Here is a 23,024-nt window from a genome sequence, read left to right on the forward strand (position 1 = left end):
ACAGGAGTGCCCGTACCTGTATCTCCTCGACGCCGACGAGCTGGAAGCCGTTCAGGCCAGCGCGAGCACCCGCAGCAGCAGCCGCGCGGCCTCGCCGCCGTCCGCCACGGCGATCCCGATGGCGCGCGGCACGTCGAGATCGTCGAGCAGGGCTTCGACGACCCCGGCTGCGGCGTGCCCGGCGCCGCCGGGCCGCCCGGCCGCCGCGTAGAGCGTCTCCAGCCGGGAGGCGACCCGGTCGAGGTCGCCGGGACGGTACTCCCACGGGGTGTGCCACGGCCGGTCGAGTACGAGCAGCCGGACGGCCGCGGGGGAGTGGTCGTGCAGGAGGTCGGCGACCAGCGTGAGGTTGCCCGTCGACTTGGCCATCTTGGCGCCGCCCTGGTGGACCGCGCCGACGTGCAGGCGGGCGCGGGCGAACGGCGCCACCGACGTCACCGCCTCCACCATCGCCGCCTGGTAGGCGTGGTGCGGGAAGGCCAGGTCCTCGCCGCCGGCGAGCACGTCCACGCTCGGACCGAGCACCGACAGGGCCATCGCCGCGCATTCGGCGTGCCATCCGGGCCGTCCCGGGCCCCACGGGCTCGGCCAGGCCGGTTCGCCGGGCGCCGACGGGCGCCACACCGCCACGTCGAACGGGTCGTCGCGGTCCCGGTCGTGCGGGTCGTCGCCGAACTCGGCCGAGCGGGCCAGCGCCTCCTCGCGCGGCAGGCCCGAGGCTTGCGCGACGTGCGCGCCGCGGAAGAACACAAAACCGTTGCGGAGGTACGCGTGACCCGCGGCCAGCAGCGCCTCGGCGAGCTGTTGCACCGTACGGATGTAGTGCCGTGCCCGTGGCTCGTATGCCGGGCGGCGTACCCGTAGCGCGGTCATGTCCTTGTCGAAGGCGTACTCCTGCTGCAGCGCGAACTGGGCGAAGTCGCTGCCGTGCGCGCCCGCGGCCCGGGTCAGGACGTCGTCGACGTCGGTGACGTTGCGGCAGCCCACGGTGTCGACCCCGCAGAGCCGCCAGACCGACGTGAGCAGGTCCGACCAGATGAACGTCGCCGCGTGCCCCAGATGCGTCACGTCGTACGGCGTGATCCCGCAGGTGTAGAGCCGGGCCGTGCCGACCACGGGCAGCCGTGCCCCGGACAGCCGCAGTGCCGCGTCGTGCCCGCCCGGGCAGGCCCGCCAGGCCAGCCCGGCGCCTTCGGCGAAAGTCGTGTCCGCTGCGCCGCGAAGTGTCATGCGCCCATGATGTGCCCGGCCGGCCGGGGTGCGCCACCGGCCCGGGGCAGGACAGGGCCGGTGGTCCGGGCCGGCGTGACCAAGGTCCGTACCGCTGCGCTCGCGAGCGGATCATGCTGGCGGTGACGGGATCGAGCCATGAAGGAGCAGGTCATGGACGCCATGCGGCACCACGGCAGAGTCGTGTTGATCACCGGAGCGGGATCCGGCATCGGCCGGGCCGCCGCGATCCGGTTCGCCCGCGAGGGCGCCCGGGTGGTGGCCACCGACGTGGACGGCGCGGCCCTCGACGGCACGTTGAAGGCGATCGCCGACGCCGGCCACGACGCCCGCGGCGTCCGGGCCGACATCACCGATCCGGACGGGATCGCGCGGATCGTCGCCGAGGCCGGCGGCCGGGTCGACGTGGTGGTCAACAACGCCGGGATCATGGACCACTTCCTGCCGCTCACCGAGCTGGACGACGCCACCTGGGATCACGTCCTGGCCGTCAACCTGACCGCGGTCATGCGCCTGTGCCGCGCCACGGTGCCCGCGATGCGCGAGGCCGGTGGCGGCGCGGTGGTCAACGTCGCCTCCATCGGCGGGCTCACCGGCTGGGTGGCCGGGACGGCGTACGTCACCTCCAAGCACGCGGTGATCGGCCTGACCCGGTCCATCGCGGCCCTGTACGCCGACGACGGCATCCGCTGCAACGCCGTGTGCCCCGGCGGGGTGGAGACCAACATCGGCGTCACGTCCGCGCCGGCGGTCGAATGGGCCTTCGAACGGCTCGGCCGGTCCTTCGCCAGGAGCCGGCCGGCGGCGCAGCCGGACCAGATCGCGGCCCTGGTGTCCTGGCTGGCCAGCGAGGAGGCGGCCAACGTCAACGGCGCGATCGTCACCGCCGACGGCGGCTTCATGGCGTGACCGGGGCGCGGCCGCGGCGATCCCACAACGTGGGCAGGAGCGCCCTGCCAGGTTTCACGCAGCGCCGGCCGGGCACTCTTCAGCCCAGGAAGTGACGTATGTCGATCTTGACGTCACTGCGGTCGACGGATGGGACACCTGTGACCACGCACGAGATGGAACTGGCCGGACAGGGCGATTCCGGCGCCGAGGAATGGCACTGCCGCGACTGCGGACGCCGGATGCTGCTGCGGTGGCCGCCGAACTACGACAAGGTCGTGCTGGAGCCCGGCGACGAACAGGTGACGCACGTGGGCGGCAAGGGCGGCGTACGGATGCAGCCCGGCGTCGCCCCCGCGGCCGAGCCCGAGGTGGCCGAATCGGACCGCTCCTGGCTGCGGGACAACGGCATCGACTGGGGCCCCGCGGCCTGACCGCCGCCGGGCGGGTTCACCGGGGCAGCACCGTCAGGAGAACGCCTTCCACGAGGGCGGTCCGCCCCCGCAAGCCGATCGAGGGCTTGGTCAGCGTCACCGCGGCGTCCAGCCGGTAGACGCCGGCCGGAAGACCGTCCGCCTCCACCGTGATGCCCGACGAGTCCGCCTCGAGGATGCCGTTGTCGCGGACGACGGCCTCGTGCAGGTCGCCGTCGAGCCGGCGGGCCACCACCACCAGGTCGTAGACCATCCGGTACGGGGCCCCGCCGCCCGCGCCGAAGTCCAGCGTCAGGGTGAGGCCGAACCGTGTTCCCGCGGGGACCGGCGGGCTGCCCAGCCGCAGACCGGCCGCCGGCGCCGGCTCCGTCCCGGCCCTGCCGGCCTCCGCGGCCCGCCCGATCTTCCCGGCCGCACGGTCCTCTTCGGCCGCACGCTTCTGCTCGGCCGCGCTTCGCTCCTGGGCCGCGCTTCGCTCCTGGGCCGCGCTTCGCTCCTGGGCCGCGCTTCTCGCCTGGGCCGCGTCTTTCTCCTGGGCCACGCGCCTTCGCTCGGCTGCGCGGGCCTCTTCGGCCGCTCGAGCTTCCTCGGCCGCGCGGGCCTCCTTAGTGGCCCGGGTGTCCCTCGTGGCGCGGGAGGTCACGAAGCTGAGCATCGCCGCGGGGTCCCAGGCCGGCCAGTGCTTCATCTCCCCGGTGGCGACATGCTGGACGCTCGCGTCGCTCACCGTTCCGTCCTCGGCCATCCGGAGCCGCCACAGGAAGCTCTCGTAGCGCTGCCCGTCGCCGGTGGGGACGGGGTCACCGACGGCCATGCGGTGCGCCGTGTCCTCGGTCGCCATTTGCTCCTCCTCGGTGGCGGCGTCCCGCCGGCGCGGAAGCCCGCGCCGGCGGGACGGCTGCTGGTCAGGCGACGTAGAACTCGATGAACGGAATCTCGCCGAAGGCCGCCATCTCGAGCGGCGGCCCGCCGTTGTCGTAGGTGAGCACGGCGGTCATGTGGTACACGCCCTCCGTCATGACGCCGGCGGCGATCTTGAAGGTGTGGCTGTACTTGCGCGGGACCGGCAGCGACGACACCGTGCTGACGTCGACGTCCGTCTTGCCCAGCAGCCCGGACTTCGTCGCGGTGCCGTCGGCCGGGGCGATGTACAGCCGCAGGTGCCACTTGCCGCCGAGATAGGCCGCGCTGTCCCCGGCGACGTACCAGTCGACCTCGACCTCGAAGGGGTTGTCGACCTGGATGATGTAGGGCGTGGTTCCCGGCGCCGCGGGGTCGCGCGGCTTGAGGGTCAAGGCACCCTTGATCCCGCCCACCGGGCCCTCGAACTGGGACATGGTTTGCTCCCTTGCGAGATGGACCTGTTCTGACACCGTCATGCTGCCGCCGGGCGATTAAGCGATCTCGATCTGCCGCTTAACGGCTGCGCGCGCCCCGTTAAGCGCTCACACCGGATCGTGCCGGCGGATGCGGCGGTACAGTTCCACGGTCTCCGGGCCCGGCTCGACCTGGAGTTCCTGGGCCAGGGTGCGGACACACGCACGGAACTGCAGCAGGGCGAGGTGCGGCTGACCCTCGCGGCTGTGGCACCGCATCAGCCTGCGGTGCGCGTCCTCACGGCACGGGTCGAGCTCCAGCAGCCGCCGGCACAGCTCGCCCGAGCGGGCGTACCGGTGCGCGCCGAAGTGCAGGGCGCCGAGCCGGTCCAGGGTTTCCAGGTAGGCCACCCGCAGCCGCTCGCGCAGCAGCGCCGGCCAGTCCTCGTAGGGCAGGTCGGCGAGGAAGTCGCCGCGGTAGCGGCCGACGGCGTGCTCGTAGCCGGCCACCGCGGCCTCCCGATCGCCGACCCGCTCGCGCTCCCGGGCGCGCCGGATCCGGTCCTCGAAGTCGTCCGTGTCCAGCCACACCCGCAGCTGCGGGGCCAGACGGTAGGCGGCGCCCGTACGGATCACCACCGGCGCCTCGGAGGCGGCGCGCAGGGCCCGGCGCAGGCCGTGGACGGCGACGTGCAGGCTGTTACGGGCCGCCTCCGGCGGGGCGTCCGGCCAGAGGGCCTCGGCGAGCACCTCGCGCGAGGGCCACGGGCGGCGGTGGGTGACCAGGTACGCGAGCAGCGACCGGACCCGGCTGCCCATCAGATCCTGGACCGGCGTGTCGTCGAGGGCCACCTGGAGCGGCCCGAGCAGCTGCGCCACGAGGACGGGTCCGGGCGGGGACGCCTCGGCGCGTACGGTGCCCGGCTCGGGCGCCGCCGCGACGGCAGGCGCCCCACCGAGGTGGCGTACGCGCAGCGGGACCGGCGTGGCGGACCAGCCCTCGGCCGGGTCCACGGCCGGAGGCTCAGTGGCCGAGGCGTGCAGCCGGGCGAGTGTCTCGCGTTCCACCGCTTCCAGGGCGGCCTGCGCCCTGCGGTGCCGTTCGCGCTCGCGGCGCACCCCGAGCAGCTTGCGGCTCAGCCGTCCGGCGAGGCCCACCGGCTCGCTCGTCGCCGTACCGGAAGCGGCCTGGGTGAACGCCACCAGGGCGGCGTCGGGTTCGCCGCCGGCGAGGGTGACGCTCGCCTGTTGCCAGGTGGCCCACATCCCGTACGCGGGCTCCCCGGTCGCCTCGGCCAGCGCGCGGGCCGCGGCCGCCCGCGCCCCGGCGGTGGGCAGGTCGCCGGTGGCAGCCGCCAGCGCGCTCGCCGCGAGCATGCTGCGGCAGGCGCCGCGATGGTCGGCACGCGCAGTGAACCGCGACGACGCGAGGTCGAACCACCGGTGCGCGGCCGGGACCTCGCCCCGGGCCGCCGCGATCTCGCCCTGATCGTGGATCAACTCCGGGTAGCCCGCCAGCACGGCCGCCGGCAGCCGGCCGACCCAGCGGTCGAGGGTCTCCCACTGGCCGAGGTCCATGAGGCGTTCCGCGGCGCCGGACAGCAGCCGGGCGGCCTGCTCCTCCTCGTGCAGGTCCAGGAGGAGCGGCACCGCCCGCTCCAGGTTGCCCGCGGCTGCCAGCGCCTCGGCGACGCGGCATAGCTCGTCGTGCCCCGGCAGGTGGCGCGACCCGAGAACGTCCTGCAACGGGCGGCGCCAGGCGGTCCTGATCCGGGCCCAGCCCTGCTCGAGCGGCTGCCACCAGGGTCCGTCCGGGAGGCGGCCCGCGGACAGGTCGGCGTACTCGAGCTCGGTGGCCAGCCCCAGGCGGCGGAGCTCCGCGACGGCGGCCGTGCTGAGCAGGCCGCGGGCCACCCGTGTCAGCAGGTCGTCGACGCAGCCCCCGGCCGGCCACCCCTGGCCGGCGTCCGGGCCGAGCGCCTCCCGCGCGGCCCGCAGCGCCGCCTGGGCGACCGGCGGGGGTGGCCGGAGCTCGCGCCCGATGCTGCGAACGACGCCCGGCGGAAGCGCCGCCGGGGACAGCTCCTGATGGGTGAGCAGCACACAGGACACCCCGGCCCCGGTCAGCGCCGAGAAGACGCGGCGCCCCAGCAGAGCCAGCCCCGTACCGGCGGCGGGGAGATGGTGTACGTGTTCGAGGACGAGCGCGCCGCGGTCCGCCAGCAGGACGCCCAGCTCGTCGGCGAACCGGTCGAAGAGGTCGGGCCAGCCGTGCACCGGACCCGGGCGGGCGCGCATGAGCTCGAGCGTGGCCCGCCCCGCGCCCGGCTCCCGCCGCCGGGCCGCCACCACCAGCGACGTCAGCAGCTCGGCCGGGTCGCGGTCCTCGGGACCCAGCCGCAACCACACCGGGCGGCGCCCGGCGCCGGTCAGCGCGGTGGTCAGGCTCTCGGTCAGCAGCGACGCCGACGGGCTGGTCACGACGGTGACGCCCGGCTCGGCCGCCGGCCGCAGATCCAGGTCGGCCGGGACCGCCCCCGCACCGGCGGGCACCAGCGCCTTGGCACCGTACGGCAGGACGGCGGCCGTCACCGCGGCCCCACCCGGACGCGGTAGATGATCACTCCAACCACCTTCAGTGATGGGCTGTGTGCCCATCGTGCCGATCGGCCGGGACGAGATCGGCAGGGCCGGACGGCCCCAACGCACGTGAGTGAAGTGACGCAGGATGCGCCGGCGGCACCGAGGTCCCCCGAGGCCGGGTACAAAGTCCCTGGCAGGTCCCGCTCGGCTGCGGCAACAGTTGAACGGTCCGGCGGTGTGCGCCGGACCGTTCCGAGGCCCGGGGGTCAGATCATGTGTGAGTACTGCGGCTGCCAGTCCGTCACCGCCATCGAGGAGCTCACCCGCGAACACGACGAGGTCGTCGGGATGATCGCCGAAGTACGCACCGCCCACGCCGCGGGCGACGTGGAGCTCATGGCCGACCTGGCCCGGCGCATCGCCACCGTCCTCGAGCCGCACACGGCGGTCGAGGAGGAAGGGCTGTTCCCGCTGATGGCCGACGACTTCCCCGACCATGTGGCCGCCCTGAAGGACGAACACCGGCGCGTCGAAGCGGTCCTCGGCGCGGCCGCCACGGGCATCCCGGCCGACAGCGGATGGCCGGACGAGCTGATCGTCACCCTCGAGGTGCTGCGCGAGCACATCCTCAAGGAACAGGACGGCGTGTTCCCGGCCGCGCTGACCACCCTCGGCGGAACCGACTGGGACGCGGTCGACGCGGTCCGCGCCCGGGTCGGCATCCGCCTCCCGGCCTGATGACCGGTACGGGGAGCCTGCTGCGGTTCATGCTCCGCCGGGAGCGCGCCGGCCTGCCGTGCTGGCTGCTGGGAACCGTGCTCCTCGTGCTGGTGCAGTCCCTAGAGAGCCGTGGTCGCACTGATGAACATGTTCCTGGTCGGCCAGGCCGCCGTGGTGGGCTGGGTGGCCGTCGGCTACTGCGCCGTCATCGCGCTGTTCGCCGACTCCTTCGACGTGCCCGGCTGGGCGCAGCGGGCATCCCCGTTCGCCCACACGCCGCAGGTGCCGCCGGCCCACCTCGCGCCGGCGCCGCTGATCGCGATCGTCGTCGTGGCCGCGGCCGCCATGGGCGCCGGCTACCTGGGCCTGCGCCGCCGCGACGTCGGCTACTGAGACCGCGCAGGAGGGGCGGGTCTGCATGCCGGGATGGCGGGGATCCCGTCGCCGGGGCCGGGCGGTACCGCGGGATATTGTTCAGCCATGTGTTCAGCAGCCGCGGTGCCCGCCACGTGACCAGGGCAGACCTTGCCGTCCGTCTTCGCCGGGCCGGTGTCGGCGACGTGCTGGACGATGCGACGAACCGGTCGATGTACGCGTCGGACGCCTCGCTGTACCGGGTGGTGCCGCGGGCCGTGGTGCGGCCCCGGTCCGAGGACGAGGTGGCGGCCACCCTGGCCGTGTGCCGTGAGCTGGGGGTGCCGCTGACCGCCCGGGGCGCCGGCACGTCGGTGGCCGGTAATGCCATCGGGCCGGGCGTGGTGCTGGATTTCAGCCGGTATCTGAACCGGGTGCTGGACCTCGATCCGGCCGGACGCAGCGCACGGGTGCAGGCGGGCACGGTGCAGGCGACGTTGCAGGCCGCGGCCCGGCCGCACGGGCTGCGGTTCGGGCCCGATCCGTCGACCCACACCCGCTGCACGATCGGCGGCATGATCGGGAACAACTCGTGCGGGGCCCGGACGCTGGGCTACGGGCGTACGTCGGACAACGTGCTCGCGTTGTCCGCTCTGACCGTGGACGGGTCGCGGCTGGTGACCGGGCCGCAGCTCAGCGGCGCCGAGCAGATCACGGACGCGCTGCGCGAGGTCGTCGGGGCCAACCTGGCCGTGGCGCGCACCGAGTTCGGCCGGTTCGGCCGGCAGGTCTCCGGGTACGCCGTCGAGCACCTGCTGCCGGAGCGCGGGTTCAACCTCACCGAGTTCCTGGTCGGCAGCGAGGGCACGCTCGCCGTGGTCACCGAGGCGACCGTACGGCTGGTCGCCGACCCCGCGCACCGGGTGCTGGTGGTGCTCGGCTACCCGGACTTCGGCACGGCCGGGGACGTCATCCCGGCGATCCTGGAGTTCGCGCCGACCGCCTGCGAGGGCATCGATTCGCGCATCTGCGAGGTGCTGCGCAGCCGCCGCGGCCCGGGCTCGGTGCCGCCGCTGCCCGGCGGGCAGGCGTGGCTGATGGTGGAGCTGGCCGGCGACGACCTGGGTGAGGTGCGCGAGCGGGTCGCGAAGCTGGTCGCCGCGGCCGCCGCCGTCGACTCGATGGTGGTCGAGGACCCGGTCGCGGCCGCGCCGCTGTGGCGGATCCGGGAGGACGGCGCCGGGCTCGCCGGGCGGGCGCCCTCCGGGCTGCCCGCGCACGCCGGCTGGGAGGACGCCGCCGTGCCGCCGGCGAAGATCGGGGCCTATCTGCGTGACTTCGACGCGCTGGTCGACCGGCACGGGCTCACTGCGATGCCGTACGGGCACTTGGGCGACGGCTGTGTGCACGTACGGCTGGACTTCCCGCTCGACAAGCCGGGCGGCACGGGCCGGTTCCGGGCGTTCCTGGAGGACGCGGCCGACCTGGTCGTCTCGTACGGCGGGTCGCTGTCCGGCGAGCACGGCGACGGGCGCGCCCGCAGCGAGTTGCTCACCCGGATGTACTCGCCGGCCGCGATCAGCCTGTTCCGGCAGATCAAGCGCACCTTCGACCCGGACGGCCTGCTCAACCCCGGCAACCTGGTCGACCCGGATCCGGTGGACGCGAACGTACGGGTGGCGCAGGCCCGCCCGGTTCGGCAGCGGCTGGCGCTGGCATACCACGGCGACGACGGCGACTTCAACCAGGCGGTGCACCGGTGCACCGGCGTCGGCAAGTGCCGGGCGGACAACACCGGTACCGGCGGCGTGATGTGCCCGTCGTATCTGGCCACGAAGAACGAGAAGGACTCGACCCGCGGCCGGGCCCGGGTGCTGCAGGAGATGCTCGACGGCGATCTCGCCCCGTCCTGGCGCTCACCCGCCGTGCACGACGCGCTGGAGCTGTGCCTGTCCTGCAAGGGCTGCCTGTCGGACTGTCCGACGGGGATCGACATGGCGTCGTACAAGTCCGAGGTGCTGCATCAGAGCTATTCGCGGCGGTTGCGGCCGCGGTCGCACTACTCGCTGGGCTGGCTGCCGCGCTGGTCGCGGCTCGCCTCGCGGATGCCGCGGCTGGCCAACCGGCTCATCACCCTGCCCGGCCTGCGGCGGGTCGCGCTGTTCCTGGCCGGCGTCGACGCCCGCCGCTCGATCCCGGCGTTCGCCGACCGGACGTTCCGCGGCTGGCACGCGCGGCAGCAGCCGGCCACCGAGGGTAAACCTGTCGTGCTGTTCGTCGACAGCTTCACCGACCACTTCGCACCCGGCGTGGCCCGCGCGGCCGTCGAGGTGCTCACCGCCGCCGGGTACGCCCCCAGGATCACGTCGAAGGACGCCTGCTGCGGGCTGACGTGGATCACGACCGGTCAGCTCGACGCGGCGAAGCGGATCCTCGGCCGGACGGTGTCGGAGCTGGAGGCCGCGGCCGAGGACGGCATCCCGATCGTCGGTCTGGAGCCGTCCTGCACCGGTGTGCTGCGCAGTGACCTCACCGAGCTGCTCGACGGGGAGGCGGCCAAGAAGGTCAGCTCCGCCACGGTCACCGTGGCGGAGCTGCTCTCGCGTACCGAAGGGTGGTCGCCGCCGTCGCTCGACGGCCTGAAGGTGATCGCCCAGCCGCACTGCCACCACCACGCCGTCATGGGGTGGTCGCCCGACGCCGAGCTGCTCAAGGCCGCCGGCGCGGACGTGGTCCGGCTCGGCGGATGCTGCGGCCTGGCCGGCAACTTCGGCGTCGAGCGTGGCCACTACGAGGTGTCGGTGCAGGTCGCGGAGCAGCAGCTGCTGCCGGCGCTGCGCGCGGCGGGCGACGGCGACGTGTTCCTGGCCGACGGCTTCTCCTGCCGCACGCAGTCCGAGGACCTGGCCGGCGTACGCGGCAGACACCTCGTGGAGCTGCTCCGCGACGGCATGCGGCAGGAGGGGGGCGGGCCGGTCAGCCGCCGGTGATCGACCAGTGCCAGGCCTCGGACGGCAGGTTCACGAAGCCGTACCGGCCGGCGTTCGCCGACAGCCACCGGAACCCGGCGCTGTCGCGGGTGAGGCTCCTGCCGCCGGACGTGATGTCGACGGCCAGGCCCAGTTCGTGCAGCGAGGTGCCGGGGATCGCCGTCGGCACGCGGCAGGACGACGCCGGCGCCCGCCAGACGTCGGGGCAGCCGTTGATCTTGCGCAGCTCGATCTGCCGCTGCTTCGTGCGGAACCCGCCGCCGGACAGGACGACCCCGTCGGCCTTCGCCGCGTTCAGCATGGCGCGGTATGCGTACGCGACGTTCCGGTGCACGGTGGTGCCGTTGACCGAGGTGGTATCGGCGTTGGTGAACGCCTTGCGGACCTGGGAGACGACGTCACGGCTGAGCCCGGACGCCTGGGTGGCGTCGGCGGCGCGCTGGGCGTCGGCGGTCTTGAGCCGGCGCTGGTTCGTCACGATCGCCGCGTAGGTGCGGTCCCACGCGACCCCGGCGGCGTCGAGGTTGCCGGTGGCCGTCGAGGCGGCGGTCTGCGCGGTCTTGAGGACCGCCGCGGCCGCACTCGCCTGGGTCCGGCGGAGAGCCGTGGTCGTCGCGGCGGCCGTGACGGCGTTCTTCGCCTTGGTCACCGCGGTGGCGTTGCGCGGACGCTGCTGCGAAGCGACGGTCAGGTTGTTGCGCGCGGTGGCCAGGGTCTCGCGCGCCAGCGCATACCGGGTACGCGCGGCCGCGTCGGTCGCGACCGCGGTCGTCAGCGTGTTCTGCGCGGCGTCGTGGGTCGTCCGGCGCTGCACGAGCCGGTCCGACCAGGTCGCCAGGCTCTTGCGCTGAGCGGAGAGGGTCTTGCGGAGCTGCAGGTACGCCGGGGTCGGCGTGAGGCTGTGGTACATCAGCGACGACCACTTCTGGGCCACCGAGGGCACCGAGGCGGACGCCGCGGTGGGCGTACCCGTGGTCGTCAGGATCGTGGCGAGCACCGCGATCACCGCCGCGGTGAACGGCTGCCGTGCTCGGGCGCGGATATGTCGGGTGGTCATCGGGCGTACGCTCCTCGGCCTGGACGGTCGGGGCGGGACGGCGACCGGCGCCGGGTCCCGCATGTCGTCCAGTCGAGTTTTGGCGGCGCCGGGTGCAGGCCCGGCCCAGCGCCGGAGCGGACAGGTTGCCGCGGCCTGAGGGGGAGAGGGCTCGGAGATGCCCGCAGCCAGGACTCGGGCCCAGCAGCCGTGAACGCAACGCCAGTCGCTATGCTCATCGACCGACGTCTATGGATGGAGGCGGAATGGGGACTCGGCTCAGGCTGGTGCTCGCGGCGGTGGCCGTCGCGGGCTCGGTGATGGGGGCTCCGGCGGCCGTGCAGGCGGCCGGCCCGGCAGGGATCGATCCGATGACCGGCACGGTCACGGGCCGCGCCGCGCGGGTGGCCGCCGACGCGGACTGGGCCTCGCTCGGCGGCACGGCCATCTCCCAGCCGGCCGTGGCGTCGGACGGCGCCGGCCGGCTGGACGTCTTCGTGGTGGGTGCGGACCACGGGCTGTGGCACAAGGCGAGGACGGCCGGGACCTGGTCCACCTGGGAGTCGCTGGGCGGGACGCTGACCTCGGCGCCTGCCGCCGTCGCCGCGGGCCCCGGGCGCGTCGACGTGGTCGCGCGCGGCGCCGCGGACGACGTCGTGCACCTGGCCTTCGCCGACGGCGCGTGGTCGCGGTGGGAGTCGCTGGGCGGCACGCTGATCGCCGCCCCCGCCATCGCCTCACGGGGGCCGGGCCGGCTCGACCTCTTCGCGGTCGGGGTGGACCGCGAGATCTACGTCAAGTCGTTGTCCGGTACGTGGTCCGGCTGGTCGTCGCTCGGCGGATACGCGGCCTCGCTGCCGTCCGCGGTCTCCTCGGAGCCCGACCGGATCGACGTCGTGGTGGCCGGCACGGACGACGCGGTCTGGCAGAAGTCGTACGCGGGCGGCGCCTGGTCGAGCCGCTGGGTCTCCCGGGGCGGCGTGGTCGCGTCGGCCCCCGCCGTGGCGTCGACCGGACCCGGGCGGCTCGACCTGTTCGCGGCCGGCAACGACGGCGCGTTGTGGCGCAAGTCGTTGCGCGGCACGTGGTCCGGCTGGTCGTCGGTGGGCGGCCGGCTGAACTCGGGCCCGTCGGCGGCCGGATCGGCCACCGGCATCGACGTCGCGGTGACCGGGCACGACGACGCCGTCTGGTACCGCACGCTCGACAGCTGACGCCGATCGCTCACATGGTGGCCGCGACCGGGTGGAACACCTCGATCCGGTTGCGGCCGCCGTGCTTGGCCTCGTACATGGCCTGGTCGGCTTCGTGGATGAGGGCCGTGGGGTCGGTGGTGCTCGCGCCGGTCACCGCCACGCCGACCGAGCAGCCCACGCGGACGGTACGGCCCTGGATCTCGTACGGCTCGCCGATCCGTTCGACCAGGCGGCGGGCCACGGCGACGGCGTCGTCGGCGGCCAGATCCGGGCAGAGCACGAGGAATTCGTCGCCGCCGAAGCGGCAGAGCGCGTCGCCGCGCCGCGCTTCCTCCCGCAAACGCAACGCCACCGCGCGCAGCAGAGCGTCGCCCGCCGCGTGGCCGTGGCGGTCGTTGATCGGCTTGAAGCCGTCGAGGTCGATGAAGAGCACCGCGAGCTTTCCGCCGTGGCGGCGCCGCTCGGACAGGGCACGCTCGACGCGCTCGAGGAACAGCGTACGGTTCGGCAGGCCGGTCAGCCCGTCGTGCAGCCGCTCGTACGCCAGCCGGGCGGAGCGCGCCACCGCGGTGGCGCCCAGCGCGACCATGCAGAGCACGGCCAGGGCGAACCCGCCGAAGATCTGCCAGGCCAGCCGGCGGGTCGGCTGGATCGGCGCCAGCAGGGCCCGCTGCGGCGTGGTGAACACGACCCGCCAGCCGGTGCCGGGGATCGGCGCCGAGCTGTAGTAGCCGCCGCCGACCACCCCGGATCCGGCGGACCGCACCGCCGCGGCGAGACCGTCGCCGGGCAGGGGGCCGCCCAGGTCGTCGTCGTCCGAGGACGCGATGAGCAGCCCGTGGGCGTCGATGATGAAGGCATGCCCCGCCGGGGTTCCCAGCGAGCTCTTGAGGTAGCCCTTGGTGAAGACGTCGATGGTCTCCAGGGGCACGGCGGTGAGCCACACCCTTCGCTGGCCCGCGACGGTGAACGGCACGCCGAAGATCAGCCGCCGCGCCTCGCCGTCCTGCACCAGGTCGCCGAAGACCATCGTCGAGCGCTGTTGCGCCAGCGTGCGTACGGGTGCCAGCAGCGCCATGCCCGCCGCGCTGCGCAGCTGGGGCGGCCGGGCGCCGAGGACGGTCCCGTCGTCCGCCACGACGGCGCTGAACGCCGAGCTCGGGTCCTTGTCGAGGGCGGCCTGCACGGACCTCGCGTCGCCGGCATGGGTCTGCTCGGCGGTGGACCGGTTCTGCTGATCGCTCGCCGTGAAGGCGCCGCCGGTCAGCTGGGCGGCCACCGTGGCGCGGTCGGCGAACTCGCTGCGCAGGCGCTCGCTCGCCGCCCGGTCCGTGGCGAGCAGGTAGCCGCCCACCAGGCCGACGAGGGCGAGCGCCGGCACGCAGCTGAGCACCAGCGCGGCGCCGCGACGAATTCGCACACCTCCTCTGTCGGCAACCGGCCCGCCGGTCTGAGGCCCGCGGCTTGGCATCGACCCCAGCCGATGAGGCGGGGCCCGGTCGCCGCCGTCGTCGTCGCGGACAACTGCGTCCGCGCGATGTTGTCGGAGAGGCCAAAGACAACGGGACCACCCGATCGGCACGCTGGCGGCCAACACGGAGCACGTGGAGGGCGAGATGAAGGCTCTGCGATCGGTGGCGGCGGTGGGCGCGGCAACGCTCCTGCTGGGCGCCTGCGGCGACGACCAGGGCGGCGCGAGCGCCCGCCTGGCCGACGGCAAGACGTTCACGATGGCCCTGGCGGGCGACCCGGGCAACCTCGACCCGCACTTCACCTCGCTGTCCGTCACGGGACAGGTCGACCGGTTCCTGTACGACTCGCTGCTGGGTTTCGCCCCGGACGGCAAGCTGCTGCCCGCGCTGGCGGAGAAGTGGCAGGCCACCACGACCACCGCAACGTTCACCCTGCGCAAGGGCATCACGTGCGCGGACGGCAGCCCGCTGACCCCGGCGACGGTGGCGGCGAACATCACCTTCGTCGGCGACGTCAAGAACGGCTCCAGCCGGGTCGGCACGTACGTCCCGGCCGGCGCGAAGGCCACGGCGGACGAGGCCGCCGGCACGGTCACGGTCACCTCGCCGACGCCGGACGCCTTCCTCGACCGCAACCTCGGCGGGTTGCCGATCGTCTGCGACAAGGGCATGAAGAACCGCGGCAGCCTGAAGCAGGGCGCCGACGGCACCGGCATGTTCACGCTGACCGAGGCGGTCGCCAACGACCACTACACGCTCACCCGGCGCAAGGAGTACGCGTGGGGCCCGGGCGACTGGGAGGCCGGCCGGCCCGGCCTGCCGGACAAGGTCGTCCTGCGGATCATCCCGAACGAGGCCACGACCGCGAACCTCGTGCTCTCCGGCGAGGTCAACGTCGCCCGGCTCACCGGCCCCGACGGCCAGCGGCTGCGCGGCGACGGCTACCAGCGGCGCGACGTGCTCGCCCCGTCCGGCGAGATGCTGTTCAACCAGAAGTCCGGGCTGCTCACCGCGGACGCGGCCGTACGCCGGGCGCTGGTGCAGTCGCTCGACCTGACCCCGCTCCGGCAGGTCTACACCAGCGGGCAGGGATCCGCCCCGACCGGCCTCGTCGCCCCGGCCATGACCCCCTGCAAGGGCGACACGGTCACCGGGACGCTGCCCGCGTTCGACGCCGCCGGGGGCAAAGCGACGCTGGAGACGGCCCGCAACGGCAAGCCCTTGTCACTGACGCTGGTCTATCCGACGTCCGGCAGCGCCGGCACCCCGGCCGCCGCCGAGCTGATGCAGCAGCAGTGGACGGCGGCGGGCGTGCAGGTGCAACTCAAACCGATCAGCGAGGCGCAGGTCGGCCAGATCGTCAGCGGTGAGCTGGCATGGGACGTCGCGCTGTTCCCGATCACCGTCACGCTGCCCAGCCAGCTGGTGTCGTACGTGTCGGGCCCGACGCCGCCGCAGGGCACCAACTTCGCCTTCATCGACAACAAGGACTACACCACGGCGGTCGCCGCCGCGCAGAAGCTGCCCGGTGACAGTGGCTGCCCGCAGTGGCTGGCGGCCGAGAAGGCGCTGCTGCAGCAGCTGGACCTCGTGCCGTTCGCGAACTCGAACGTGCCCCTCTACGCCCGCGGCGCCACCGTCGAGCTGTCCGACGGCGACGTGGACCCCACGTCGATCCGGATGCTCGGCTGAGCGCCGGACGATGCAGGGGAGAGACGCGTGACCGCCCTCGCCGTACGGGCCGGCCGGCGCAGCCGCCTCGGTGACAACGCCTGGGTGCGGTTCGCCGTCCGCCGCACCGGGCAACTGCTGCTGTCGCTGTGGGTGCTCGTGACGGCCGCGTTCCTCATGATCCACGCGCTGCCCGGCGACCCCGTACGGGCGGCGCTGGGCCCGCGGGCGCCGCTGGAGCTCGTCCAGCAGCGACGGGCGGCGATGGGCCTGGACGACCCGCTGTGGCTGCAGTACGCGCACTACCTCGGCAACCTGCTCACCGGCGACATGGGCACGTCGATGACCTCGGGCCTGCCGGTGTCGCAGGTGATCGGGGCGCGGATGGGGGCGACCGTCGAGCTGGCCCTGCTCGCCTTCGCCGTCTCGGTGCTCGTGGCCGTACCGCTGGGCACGCTGATGGCCGTGCTGGCCGGCGACGGGCGGCGCCGCGCGGGGGACTGGATGTTCACCTCGGCCAGCGTCGTGCTCGCCACCGTCCCGGAGTTCCTCGTCGCCGTGGGCCTGGTGTTCGTCTTCGGCGTGCAGCTCGGCTGGGCACCGGTGGCCGGCCGGTCCGGACCCGGTTCGTACGTGCTGCCGGTCCTGGCGCTCGCCCTCGGTCCGGCGCTCGTGCTGGCCCGGCTCGTGCGGGTGGAGATGCTGGCGGTGCTGCAGACCGACTACATCCGTACGGCCCGGGCGAAGCGGCTGCCGTCACGGGTGGTGTACCTGCGCCATGCCCTGCCGAACGCCGTGACCGCGACCCTCACCATGGGCGGCCTCATGCTCGGCGGGCTGGTGGCCGGCACGGTGCTGGTGGAGAACGTCTTCGCCTGGCCGGGCCTGGGCGGCACCATCGTCGGGTCGATCCTCGCCAAGGACTACCCGACCGTGCAGGGCGTGGTGCTCGTCTACGGCGTCGGGGTGCTGCTCGTGAACCTGGCCGTCGACGTGGCCCTGGCCGTGCTCGACCCGCGCTCCGTGATCCGGGAGAGCTGAGCGGTGGCCGGGGGAACCAGCCGCCGCTGGAGCCGGACGGTACGCGGCCCGCTCGGCGTGACCGCCGTGGTGCTGCTGCTCGCGGTGCTCCTGCTGACGGTGTTCGCGCCGATGGTGTGGCAGACCCGCGCCGACGCCGTGCACCCCGCGGAGATCCTGCAGGGACCGTCCGGGCGCCATCCGGCCGGCACGGATCTGCTCGGCCGCGACATCCTGGCCCGGGTGCTGGTCGCCACCCGGCTGTCGGTGGAACTGGCGCTGGCGGCCACCGTGCTCGGCGTGGGCGCAGGGCTGCTGCTCGGCGCCGCGCCGGTGGTGCTGGGCCGCCGCGCCGGCCGGTGGATCGGCGCCGTGATCAACGTGGCGGTGGCGTTCCCCAGCCTGCTGCTCGCCCTGTTCTTCGCCGTCGTGTTCGGGGTGGGCGCGAAGGGCGCCGTGCTGGCGATCGGTCTCGCCACCGCGCCGGGCTTCGCGCGGCTCACCCAGACCATGGCGGCGACCGTGGCCGGCCGCGACTACATCGCCGCCGCCCGCATCGCCGGGGTCGGCCGGATCCGGATCCTGCTGCGCCACGTGCTGCCGAACATCGCCGAGCCCCTGGTGGTCGCCGCGACGTTGGCCGCCGGCAGCGCGCTGCTCGCCTTCGCCGGCCTGTCCTTCCTCGGCCTGGGCGTGCAGGCGCCCGCCTACGACTGGGGCCGGCTGCTCGGCGAGGGCCTGGCGCAGATCTACATCCACCCCGCCGGGGCGCTCGCCGCCGCGGCCGCCGTGATCCTCGCCGCCATGGCGTTCAGCCTCACCGGCGAGGTCGTGGCGCGCGCCATCGGCCTGCGGTCGGCGGAAGACGCCGTCCCGGCGGCCCGGACCGCGGCCACGCCGCCGCGGCCGGCCGCCGCAGCCGCGGAGATCGCACCGCTGCTGGCCGTGGAGAACCTGAGGGTCACCTTCCCGGTCCGGGGCGGCCAGATCAGCCCGGTGCGCGAAGTCAGCGTCCAGCTGCGCCCCGGCGAGGCCGTCGGGATCGTGGGGGAGTCCGGCTCCGGCAAGAGCCTGACCGCCCTGGCGATCGCCCAGCTCGTCGCGGCGCCCGGGCGGGTGGACGCCGACCGGCTGGAGTTCCTCGGCGCCGACCTGCGCGGGCGCGGGGCCGCGGCGCACCGGCGGCTGCTCGGCACCTCCCTGGCCATGGTGTTCCAGGACCCGATGACCTCGCTGAACCCGACCCACCGGGTGGGCCACCAGCTCGCCGAGGTGGTCCGCCGGCATCAGGGCGCGGACCGGCGGGCCGGCTGGGCGCGCGCGGTCGACCGGCTTCGCGCCGTCCGGATCCCCGCCGCCGAGCGCCGCGCCCGGCAGCTGCCGCACGAGTTCTCCGGCGGCATGCGCCAGCGCGCCATGATCGGCATGGGGCTGATGGCCGGCCCGGCGCTGATCATCGCCGACGAGCCGACCACCGCCCTGGACGTCACCGTGCAGCGCGAGGTGCTGCGGCTGCTGGAGAACATCCGTACGGCCGACTCGGTGGGGCTGCTGTTCATCAGCCACGACGTCACGGTGGTCGCCCAGGTGTGCGAGCGGGTGCTGGTCATGTACGCCGGGCGCATCGTCGAGGACCTGCCCTCCGCCGCGCTGCTGGGCGACGCGCGGCACCCGTACACCCGGGCCCTGGTGGCGGCCGTGCCCGGCATGGCGACCGACCGCGACCGGCCGCTCGCGGTGATCCCGGGCCGGCCGCCGGACCCGGCGCGGCTGCCGTCCGGGTGCGCGTTCGCGCCGCGCTGCCCGCTCGCCACCGACGTGTGCCGCGAGCAGGACCCGCCGCCGGCCGCGTACGACGACGGGCGCCGCGTCGCCTGTCACCACGCCGATCTGGCGCCCGTGGCCGTGGCGCCCCAGGAGACCACTGCAGGAAGGGACCAGTCATGAGTGTGGACACCGACCACTGGGGACGGCGGCTCGCCGCCCTCGCCGAGGAGCACGGCGTGCCGGGCGCGACGCTGGGGATCCTGCGTACCGGGCCGGACGGCGACGACCTGGCCGAGGCGGCGTACGGGGTGCTGAGCCTGCGCACGGGCGTGGAGGTCACCACCGACTCCGTGTTCCAGATCGGCTCCATCAGCAAGGTGTGGACCGCCACCATGGTGATGCAGCTCGTCGACGAGGGCCGCCTGGACCTGGACGCGCCGCTGCTCGAGGTGATGCCGGAGCTGCGGGTGGGCGACCCCGAGGTGACCAAGCGGCTCACCATGCGGCACCTGCTGGTGCACACCAGCGGCATCGACGGCGACATCCTCACCGACACCGGCCGCGGCGACGACTGCCTGGAGAAGTACGCCGCCCTGCTCGCCGACGCCGCCCAGAACCATCCGCTCGGCGCCACGTGGTCGTACTGCAACTCCGGCTACTCGCTGGCCGGGCGGGTCATCGAGAAGATCACCGGCGGCACGTGGGACGCGGCCCTGCGCGAGCGGCTCATCACCCCGCTCGGGCTGACGCACACCATGACCCTGCCCGAGGAGGCGCTGCTGTTCCGGGCCGCCGTCGGGCACCTCACCGAGGACGGCACCACCGTACCCGCGCCGGTGTGGGGCATCCCGCGCTCCGCCGGACCGGCCGGCGCGATCATCGCGACCGCCGCCGATCTGCTGGGCTTCGCCCGCCTGCACCTGCGTCAGGGCAAGGCGCCGGACGGCACCCAGGTGCTCAGCGCCGCCGCCACCGCCGCGATGGCCGAGTTCCACGCGGACCTGCCGGACAAGCACACCCTCGGCGACTCCTGGGGTCTCGGCTGGGAACGCATGGGCTGGGGCCGGCGCCGGCTCATCGGCCACGACGGCAACACCATCGGGCAGGCGGCCTTCCTGCGCCTGCTGCCCGAGCGGGGCCTCGCGGTCGCGCTGCTCACCAACGGCGGCAACGGCCGCAAACTGTACGAGGACCTGTACCGCGAGATCTTCGACGAGCTCGCCGGGGTGACCCTCCCGCAGCCGCTGGGCCCGCCGGACGAGCCCGTCGAGGTGGACCCGGCGCCGTACGCGGGCCTGTATGAGCGCGCCAGCATCCGCCAGGAGGTCCTCGTCGGCGACAACGGGCCGGTGATGCGGGTCAGCCTCACCGGGCCGCTCGCCGAGGTGCTGCAGGAGCAGGACGTCGACTACCCGATGGTGGCGGTGGCGCCGGACCTGTTCGTCTGTCAGGACCCCGAGACCGGCAACTGGATCCCGGCGACCTTCTACCAGCTTCCCGGCGGCGAGCGGTACGTGCACTTCGGCGCGCGGGCCACCCCGCGCCGGGCGTGAGGCAGCGATGCGGGAGCTGCGCTTCGAGCAGGTGAGCGTCCGGTTCGGGTCGCGCCGCCGGGGCACCGTGGCGGTCGACGCGGTGGACCTCGTCGTGCCCGCCGGCGCGGTCGTGGGGCTGGTCGGCGAGTCGGGGTCGGGCAAGTCGACTTTGGCCCGGGCGGCGGTGGGGCTGGCGCCGCTGAGCGGAGGCCGGATCCTGCTGGCCGGCCGGCCGGTGCGCGAGGTCTCCCGGGAGGCGGGCCGGCCGCCGCTGCAGATGGTCTTCCAGGACCCGTACTCCGCGCTCGATCCGCGGATGAGCATCGGCGACTCGATCGCCGAGGCGATCCCGCGGCATCCGGCACCGGCCTCGGCGCAGCGCCGCGCCGAGGCCGGCCGGCTGCTCGAGCTCGTCGGGCTGCCCGCCGACCGGGCCGGCGTACGCCCGGACGAGCTCTCCGGCGGCCAGCGGCAGCGGGTGGCGCTGGCCCGCGCGCTGGCCGGCCGGCCCGAGGTGATCGTCGCCGACGAGATCACCTCGGCGCTGGACGTGTCCATCCAGGGCGCGGTGCTCAACGTCGTCCGCGACCTGCAGCGGCAGATGCGCCTCACGATGCTGTTCATCTCGCACAACCTGGCCGTGGTGCGCTACGTCAGCGACATCGTCGCGGTGATGTACCTGGGCCGCATCGTCGAGTACGGGCCCGTCGCGGACGTGCTGGGCGATCCGCAGCACCCGTACACGCGGGAGCTGCTCGCGGCCGTGCCGCGGGCCGGCGCCGCGGTGCCGGAGCCGCCGCGGCAGGTCGCCGACGCCGCGCCGCCGGATCCGCACCAGCCGCCGGCCGGCTGCCGGTTCCACCCGCGTTGCCCCGTCGGCCCCCTGGTGCTGCCCGAGCGGGACGTGTGCCGCGCGAGCGCTCCGGACGGCCCCGGCCACCGCAACCTCGCAGCCTGCCACTTCGCCGCACCGGCCGCGGCCGTAGTGGCCCGCTGACCCGCACCGGATCCGGCGGTTCCGTTGCCCGCGCGGGCCCGGACGGACGATCATCGAGCTCTCGTCGCGCATCCGGAAGGGCCGCCCATGAGCCAGCAGCCTCGCGCCAGCCTCGGCCGGGTCCTCGACGACCTGGGCGCCACCCTGCTGGAGCTGGTCCACGGCGAGCCCCGCGGCGGCGACCCGATCGGCGGTGTCGCCATCCACGACCCGTACGACGAGCCGAGCCTGCCGCCGCACGCGCTGGTGCTGGGCGTGGGGCTGCGCGAGCCGGAGGAGATCACCGCGCTGCTGCGCTCGCTGGGCCGCCACGGCGCCGCCGGGCTGGTCCTGCGCGCCCCGGTCCCCGCCGCGGACGAGGTACGCGCCGCCGCGCAGGACGCGGGGGTCGCGGTGCTGGCGCTGACCCGCGGGGCGTCCTGGGCGCAGCTCGCCGCGCTGCTGCGGTCCATGCTCAGCCAGGGCGACGTCGGCGACGCCGGGCCGGAGACCCTCGGCGGGATGCCGTCCGGCGACCTGTTCGCCCTCGCCAACGCCGTCGCCGCGCTCGTCGACGCGCCGGTCACCATCGAGGACCCCGACTCCCGCGTGCTGGCGTTCTCCGGGCGCCAGGAGGAAGCGGACAAGTCGCGGGTGGAGACGATCCTGGGCCGGCAGGTCCCCGAGCGGTACGCGCGCATGCTCTCGCGTACCGGGGTGACCCGCGACCTGCACCGCAGCGAGCAGCCGGTGTTCGTGGCCCCGCCGGGGGACGCGGGCGACTTCTCGGTGCCCCGGGTGGCGGTGGCCGTCCGCGCCGGCGACGAGTTCCTCGGCTCGATCTGGGCCGCGGTGCGCCGCCCGCTGACCCCGGACCGCTCGCGGGCGTTCAGCGACGCCGCCAACCTGGTCGCGCTGCACATGCTGCGGCTGCGCGCGGGCGCCGACGTCGAGCGCCGGCTGCGGACCGAGCTGGTCGGCACGGCGCTGGAGGGCGGCGCCGGCGCCCGCGACTCCCTGGCCCGGCTGGGGCTGGCCGACCGGCCGCTCGTGGTCATCGCGGTGGGTGTGACGGATCCGCCCGAGGGCGGCGCCACCGACACCTCGGGCCTCGCCGCCCAGCGGCAGCGGATGAGCGACGCGCTGGCGATGCACCTGAGCGCCGTGCACGCGGGCAGCGCGGTGGCCCTGCTGGGCGACATCACGTACGGGCTGCTGCCCGTCACCGCCGCCGACGGCGAACGGCAGGCGGTCCGGGCGGCGACCGGCTTCCTGGACCGCATCGGCGAGCGGGCCTGCATCGTGGCCGGTGTCAGCCCGGTGGCGTCGTCGGTGGCGGAGCTGCCCACCACGCGGGCCAGCGCCGACCGGGCGTTGCGGGTGCTGCGCAGCCACCCCGGCGACCGGCGCGTGGCCCGGCTGACCGACGTGCACACCGAGGCGATGCTGCTGGAGCTGCGCGACGCCGTCGCCGCCCGCGGGGACACCCCCAGCGGCGCGGTGGCGCGGCTGCTGGCGTACGACGCGGAGCACAACGCACGGCTGGTCGAGACGCTCGCCGCGTGGCTGGACGCGTTCGGCGACGTGGTGGCGGCCGCGGCGGTGCTGCACGTGCACCCGAACACCTTCCGCTACCGGCTGCGCCGCCTCGCCGAGCTGGGCGCGATCGACCTGGCCGACCCGGACGCCCGCTTCGGCGCGATGCTCCAGCTCCGCGTCTTCGCGCCGCTGGCGTAACCGACGAGAGGGGCGGCCTCTTCTCGTCGCGGCGTACCAAGACACCGCACCACGGCAGCGGGCAGGCTTCGCGCAGGGAAGCCGACGAACCTGTGGGAG

General features: G+C 74.6%; 18 protein-coding genes. 12 read left to right on the forward strand and 6 right to left on the reverse strand.

Annotated elements, in window-relative coordinates; genetic code table 11:
• Positions 1 to 51: 51 nt before the first annotated feature.
• Positions 52 to 1,230 (reverse strand): cysteine--1-D-myo-inosityl 2-amino-2-deoxy-alpha-D-glucopyranoside ligase, encoded by a 1,179-nt coding sequence (locus tag AB0K03_RS01125; RefSeq protein ID WP_364678666.1) that lies wholly within the window; start codon positions 1,228 to 1,230, stop codon positions 52 to 54.
• A 138-nt stretch (positions 1,231 to 1,368) separates the two neighbouring features.
• On the opposite strand from AB0K03_RS01125, the gene AB0K03_RS01130 reads away from it, so the two are divergent.
• Positions 1,369 to 2,139, forward strand: coding sequence for an SDR family oxidoreductase (locus tag AB0K03_RS01130; protein WP_364678668.1), 771 nt, complete (start codon positions 1,369 to 1,371; stop codon positions 2,137 to 2,139).
• Between the two features lie 140 nt (positions 2,140 to 2,279).
• A complete protein-coding gene (locus AB0K03_RS01135) occupies positions 2,280 to 2,552 on the forward strand; it encodes a hypothetical protein (protein WP_364678671.1) in 273 nt (90 codons plus the stop codon).
• 16 nt (positions 2,553 to 2,568) lie between these two features.
• Here AB0K03_RS01135 and AB0K03_RS01140 read toward each other — a convergent pair whose 3' ends face one another.
• The 3 genes from AB0K03_RS01140 to AB0K03_RS01150 form a co-directional block, all read right to left on the reverse strand.
• Positions 2,569 to 3,393, reverse strand: a complete 825-nt coding sequence (locus AB0K03_RS01140) for a hypothetical protein (protein ID WP_364678673.1) — start codon at positions 3,391 to 3,393, stop codon at positions 2,569 to 2,571.
• Positions 3,394 to 3,457: 64 nt separating this feature from the next.
• The gene (locus tag AB0K03_RS01145) at positions 3,458 to 3,889 is read right to left on the reverse strand and encodes a hypothetical protein (RefSeq protein ID WP_364678675.1); all 432 of its coding nucleotides are present in this window, start codon (positions 3,887 to 3,889) and stop codon (positions 3,458 to 3,460) included.
• 108 nt (positions 3,890 to 3,997) lie between these two features.
• Positions 3,998 to 6,460: a BTAD domain-containing putative transcriptional regulator gene (locus tag AB0K03_RS01150; RefSeq protein ID WP_364678678.1), complete on the reverse strand. Its 2,463-nt coding sequence runs from the start codon at positions 6,458 to 6,460 to the stop codon at positions 3,998 to 4,000.
• Between the two features lie 264 nt (positions 6,461 to 6,724).
• On the opposite strand from AB0K03_RS01150, the gene AB0K03_RS01155 reads away from it, so the two are divergent.
• From AB0K03_RS01155 to AB0K03_RS01165, 3 genes are all read left to right on the forward strand, one after another.
• On the forward strand, positions 6,725 to 7,189 hold the full coding sequence (locus AB0K03_RS01155) for a hemerythrin domain-containing protein (RefSeq protein ID WP_364678681.1): 465 nt from the start codon (positions 6,725 to 6,727) through the stop codon (positions 7,187 to 7,189).
• Positions 7,190 to 7,312: 123 nt separating this feature from the next.
• Complete coding sequence (locus AB0K03_RS01160; protein ID WP_364678684.1) at positions 7,313 to 7,564, forward strand: hypothetical protein; 252 nt, start codon at positions 7,313 to 7,315, stop codon at positions 7,562 to 7,564.
• A 116-nt stretch (positions 7,565 to 7,680) separates the two neighbouring features.
• The gene (locus AB0K03_RS01165; protein ID WP_364678686.1) at positions 7,681 to 10,515 is read left to right on the forward strand and encodes an FAD-linked oxidase C-terminal domain-containing protein; all 2,835 of its coding nucleotides are present in this window, start codon (positions 7,681 to 7,683) and stop codon (positions 10,513 to 10,515) included.
• On the opposite strand, the gene AB0K03_RS01170 is transcribed toward AB0K03_RS01165, so the two are convergent.
• Complete coding sequence (locus AB0K03_RS01170) at positions 10,502 to 11,572, reverse strand: M15 family metallopeptidase (RefSeq protein ID WP_364678689.1); 1,071 nt, start codon at positions 11,570 to 11,572, stop codon at positions 10,502 to 10,504. The two genes, AB0K03_RS01165 and AB0K03_RS01170, sit on opposite strands and share 14 nt — an antisense overlap.
• Positions 11,573 to 11,817: 245 nt before the next feature.
• Here AB0K03_RS01170 and AB0K03_RS01175 point away from each other — a divergent pair, with 245 nt between their 5' ends.
• Positions 11,818 to 12,765, forward strand: coding sequence for a hypothetical protein (locus tag AB0K03_RS01175; protein ID WP_364678691.1), 948 nt, complete (start codon positions 11,818 to 11,820; stop codon positions 12,763 to 12,765).
• Between the two features lie 10 nt (positions 12,766 to 12,775).
• On the opposite strand, the gene AB0K03_RS01180 is transcribed toward AB0K03_RS01175, so the two are convergent.
• Positions 12,776 to 14,167, reverse strand: coding sequence for a diguanylate cyclase domain-containing protein (locus AB0K03_RS01180; protein ID WP_364678694.1), 1,392 nt, complete (start codon positions 14,165 to 14,167; stop codon positions 12,776 to 12,778).
• Positions 14,168 to 14,363: 196 nt separating this feature from the next.
• Between AB0K03_RS01180 and AB0K03_RS01185 the strand changes: the two genes are divergently transcribed.
• From AB0K03_RS01185 to AB0K03_RS01210, 6 genes are all read left to right on the forward strand, one after another.
• Complete coding sequence (locus tag AB0K03_RS01185) at positions 14,364 to 15,911, forward strand: ABC transporter substrate-binding protein (RefSeq protein ID WP_364678697.1); 1,548 nt, start codon at positions 14,364 to 14,366, stop codon at positions 15,909 to 15,911.
• 27 nt (positions 15,912 to 15,938) lie between these two features.
• Positions 15,939 to 16,931 carry an ABC transporter permease gene (locus AB0K03_RS01190; protein WP_364678699.1) on the forward strand — a complete coding sequence of 331 codons (993 nt, stop codon included), beginning with the start codon at positions 15,939 to 15,941 and terminating at the stop codon, positions 16,929 to 16,931.
• Between the two features lie 3 nt (positions 16,932 to 16,934).
• The gene (locus tag AB0K03_RS01195) at positions 16,935 to 18,857 is read left to right on the forward strand and encodes a dipeptide/oligopeptide/nickel ABC transporter permease/ATP-binding protein (protein WP_364678701.1); all 1,923 of its coding nucleotides are present in this window, start codon (positions 16,935 to 16,937) and stop codon (positions 18,855 to 18,857) included.
• Entirely contained in the window at positions 18,854 to 20,230 is a 1,377-nt protein-coding gene (locus tag AB0K03_RS01200; protein ID WP_364678704.1) for a serine hydrolase domain-containing protein, read from the forward strand. The genes AB0K03_RS01195 and AB0K03_RS01200 overlap by 4 nt, the downstream gene beginning before the upstream one ends.
• Before the next feature lie 7 nt (positions 20,231 to 20,237).
• The gene (locus tag AB0K03_RS01205) at positions 20,238 to 21,209 is read left to right on the forward strand and encodes an oligopeptide/dipeptide ABC transporter ATP-binding protein (RefSeq protein WP_364678706.1); all 972 of its coding nucleotides are present in this window, start codon (positions 20,238 to 20,240) and stop codon (positions 21,207 to 21,209) included.
• An 87-nt stretch (positions 21,210 to 21,296) separates the two neighbouring features.
• Entirely contained in the window at positions 21,297 to 22,925 is a 1,629-nt protein-coding gene (locus AB0K03_RS01210) for a helix-turn-helix domain-containing protein (RefSeq protein WP_364678708.1), read from the forward strand.
• Positions 22,926 to 23,024 lie beyond the last annotated feature (99 nt).

The organism is Actinoplanes sp. NPDC049316, from assembly GCF_040677315.1.
Lineage (GTDB): Bacteria > Actinomycetota > Actinomycetes > Mycobacteriales > Micromonosporaceae > Actinoplanes.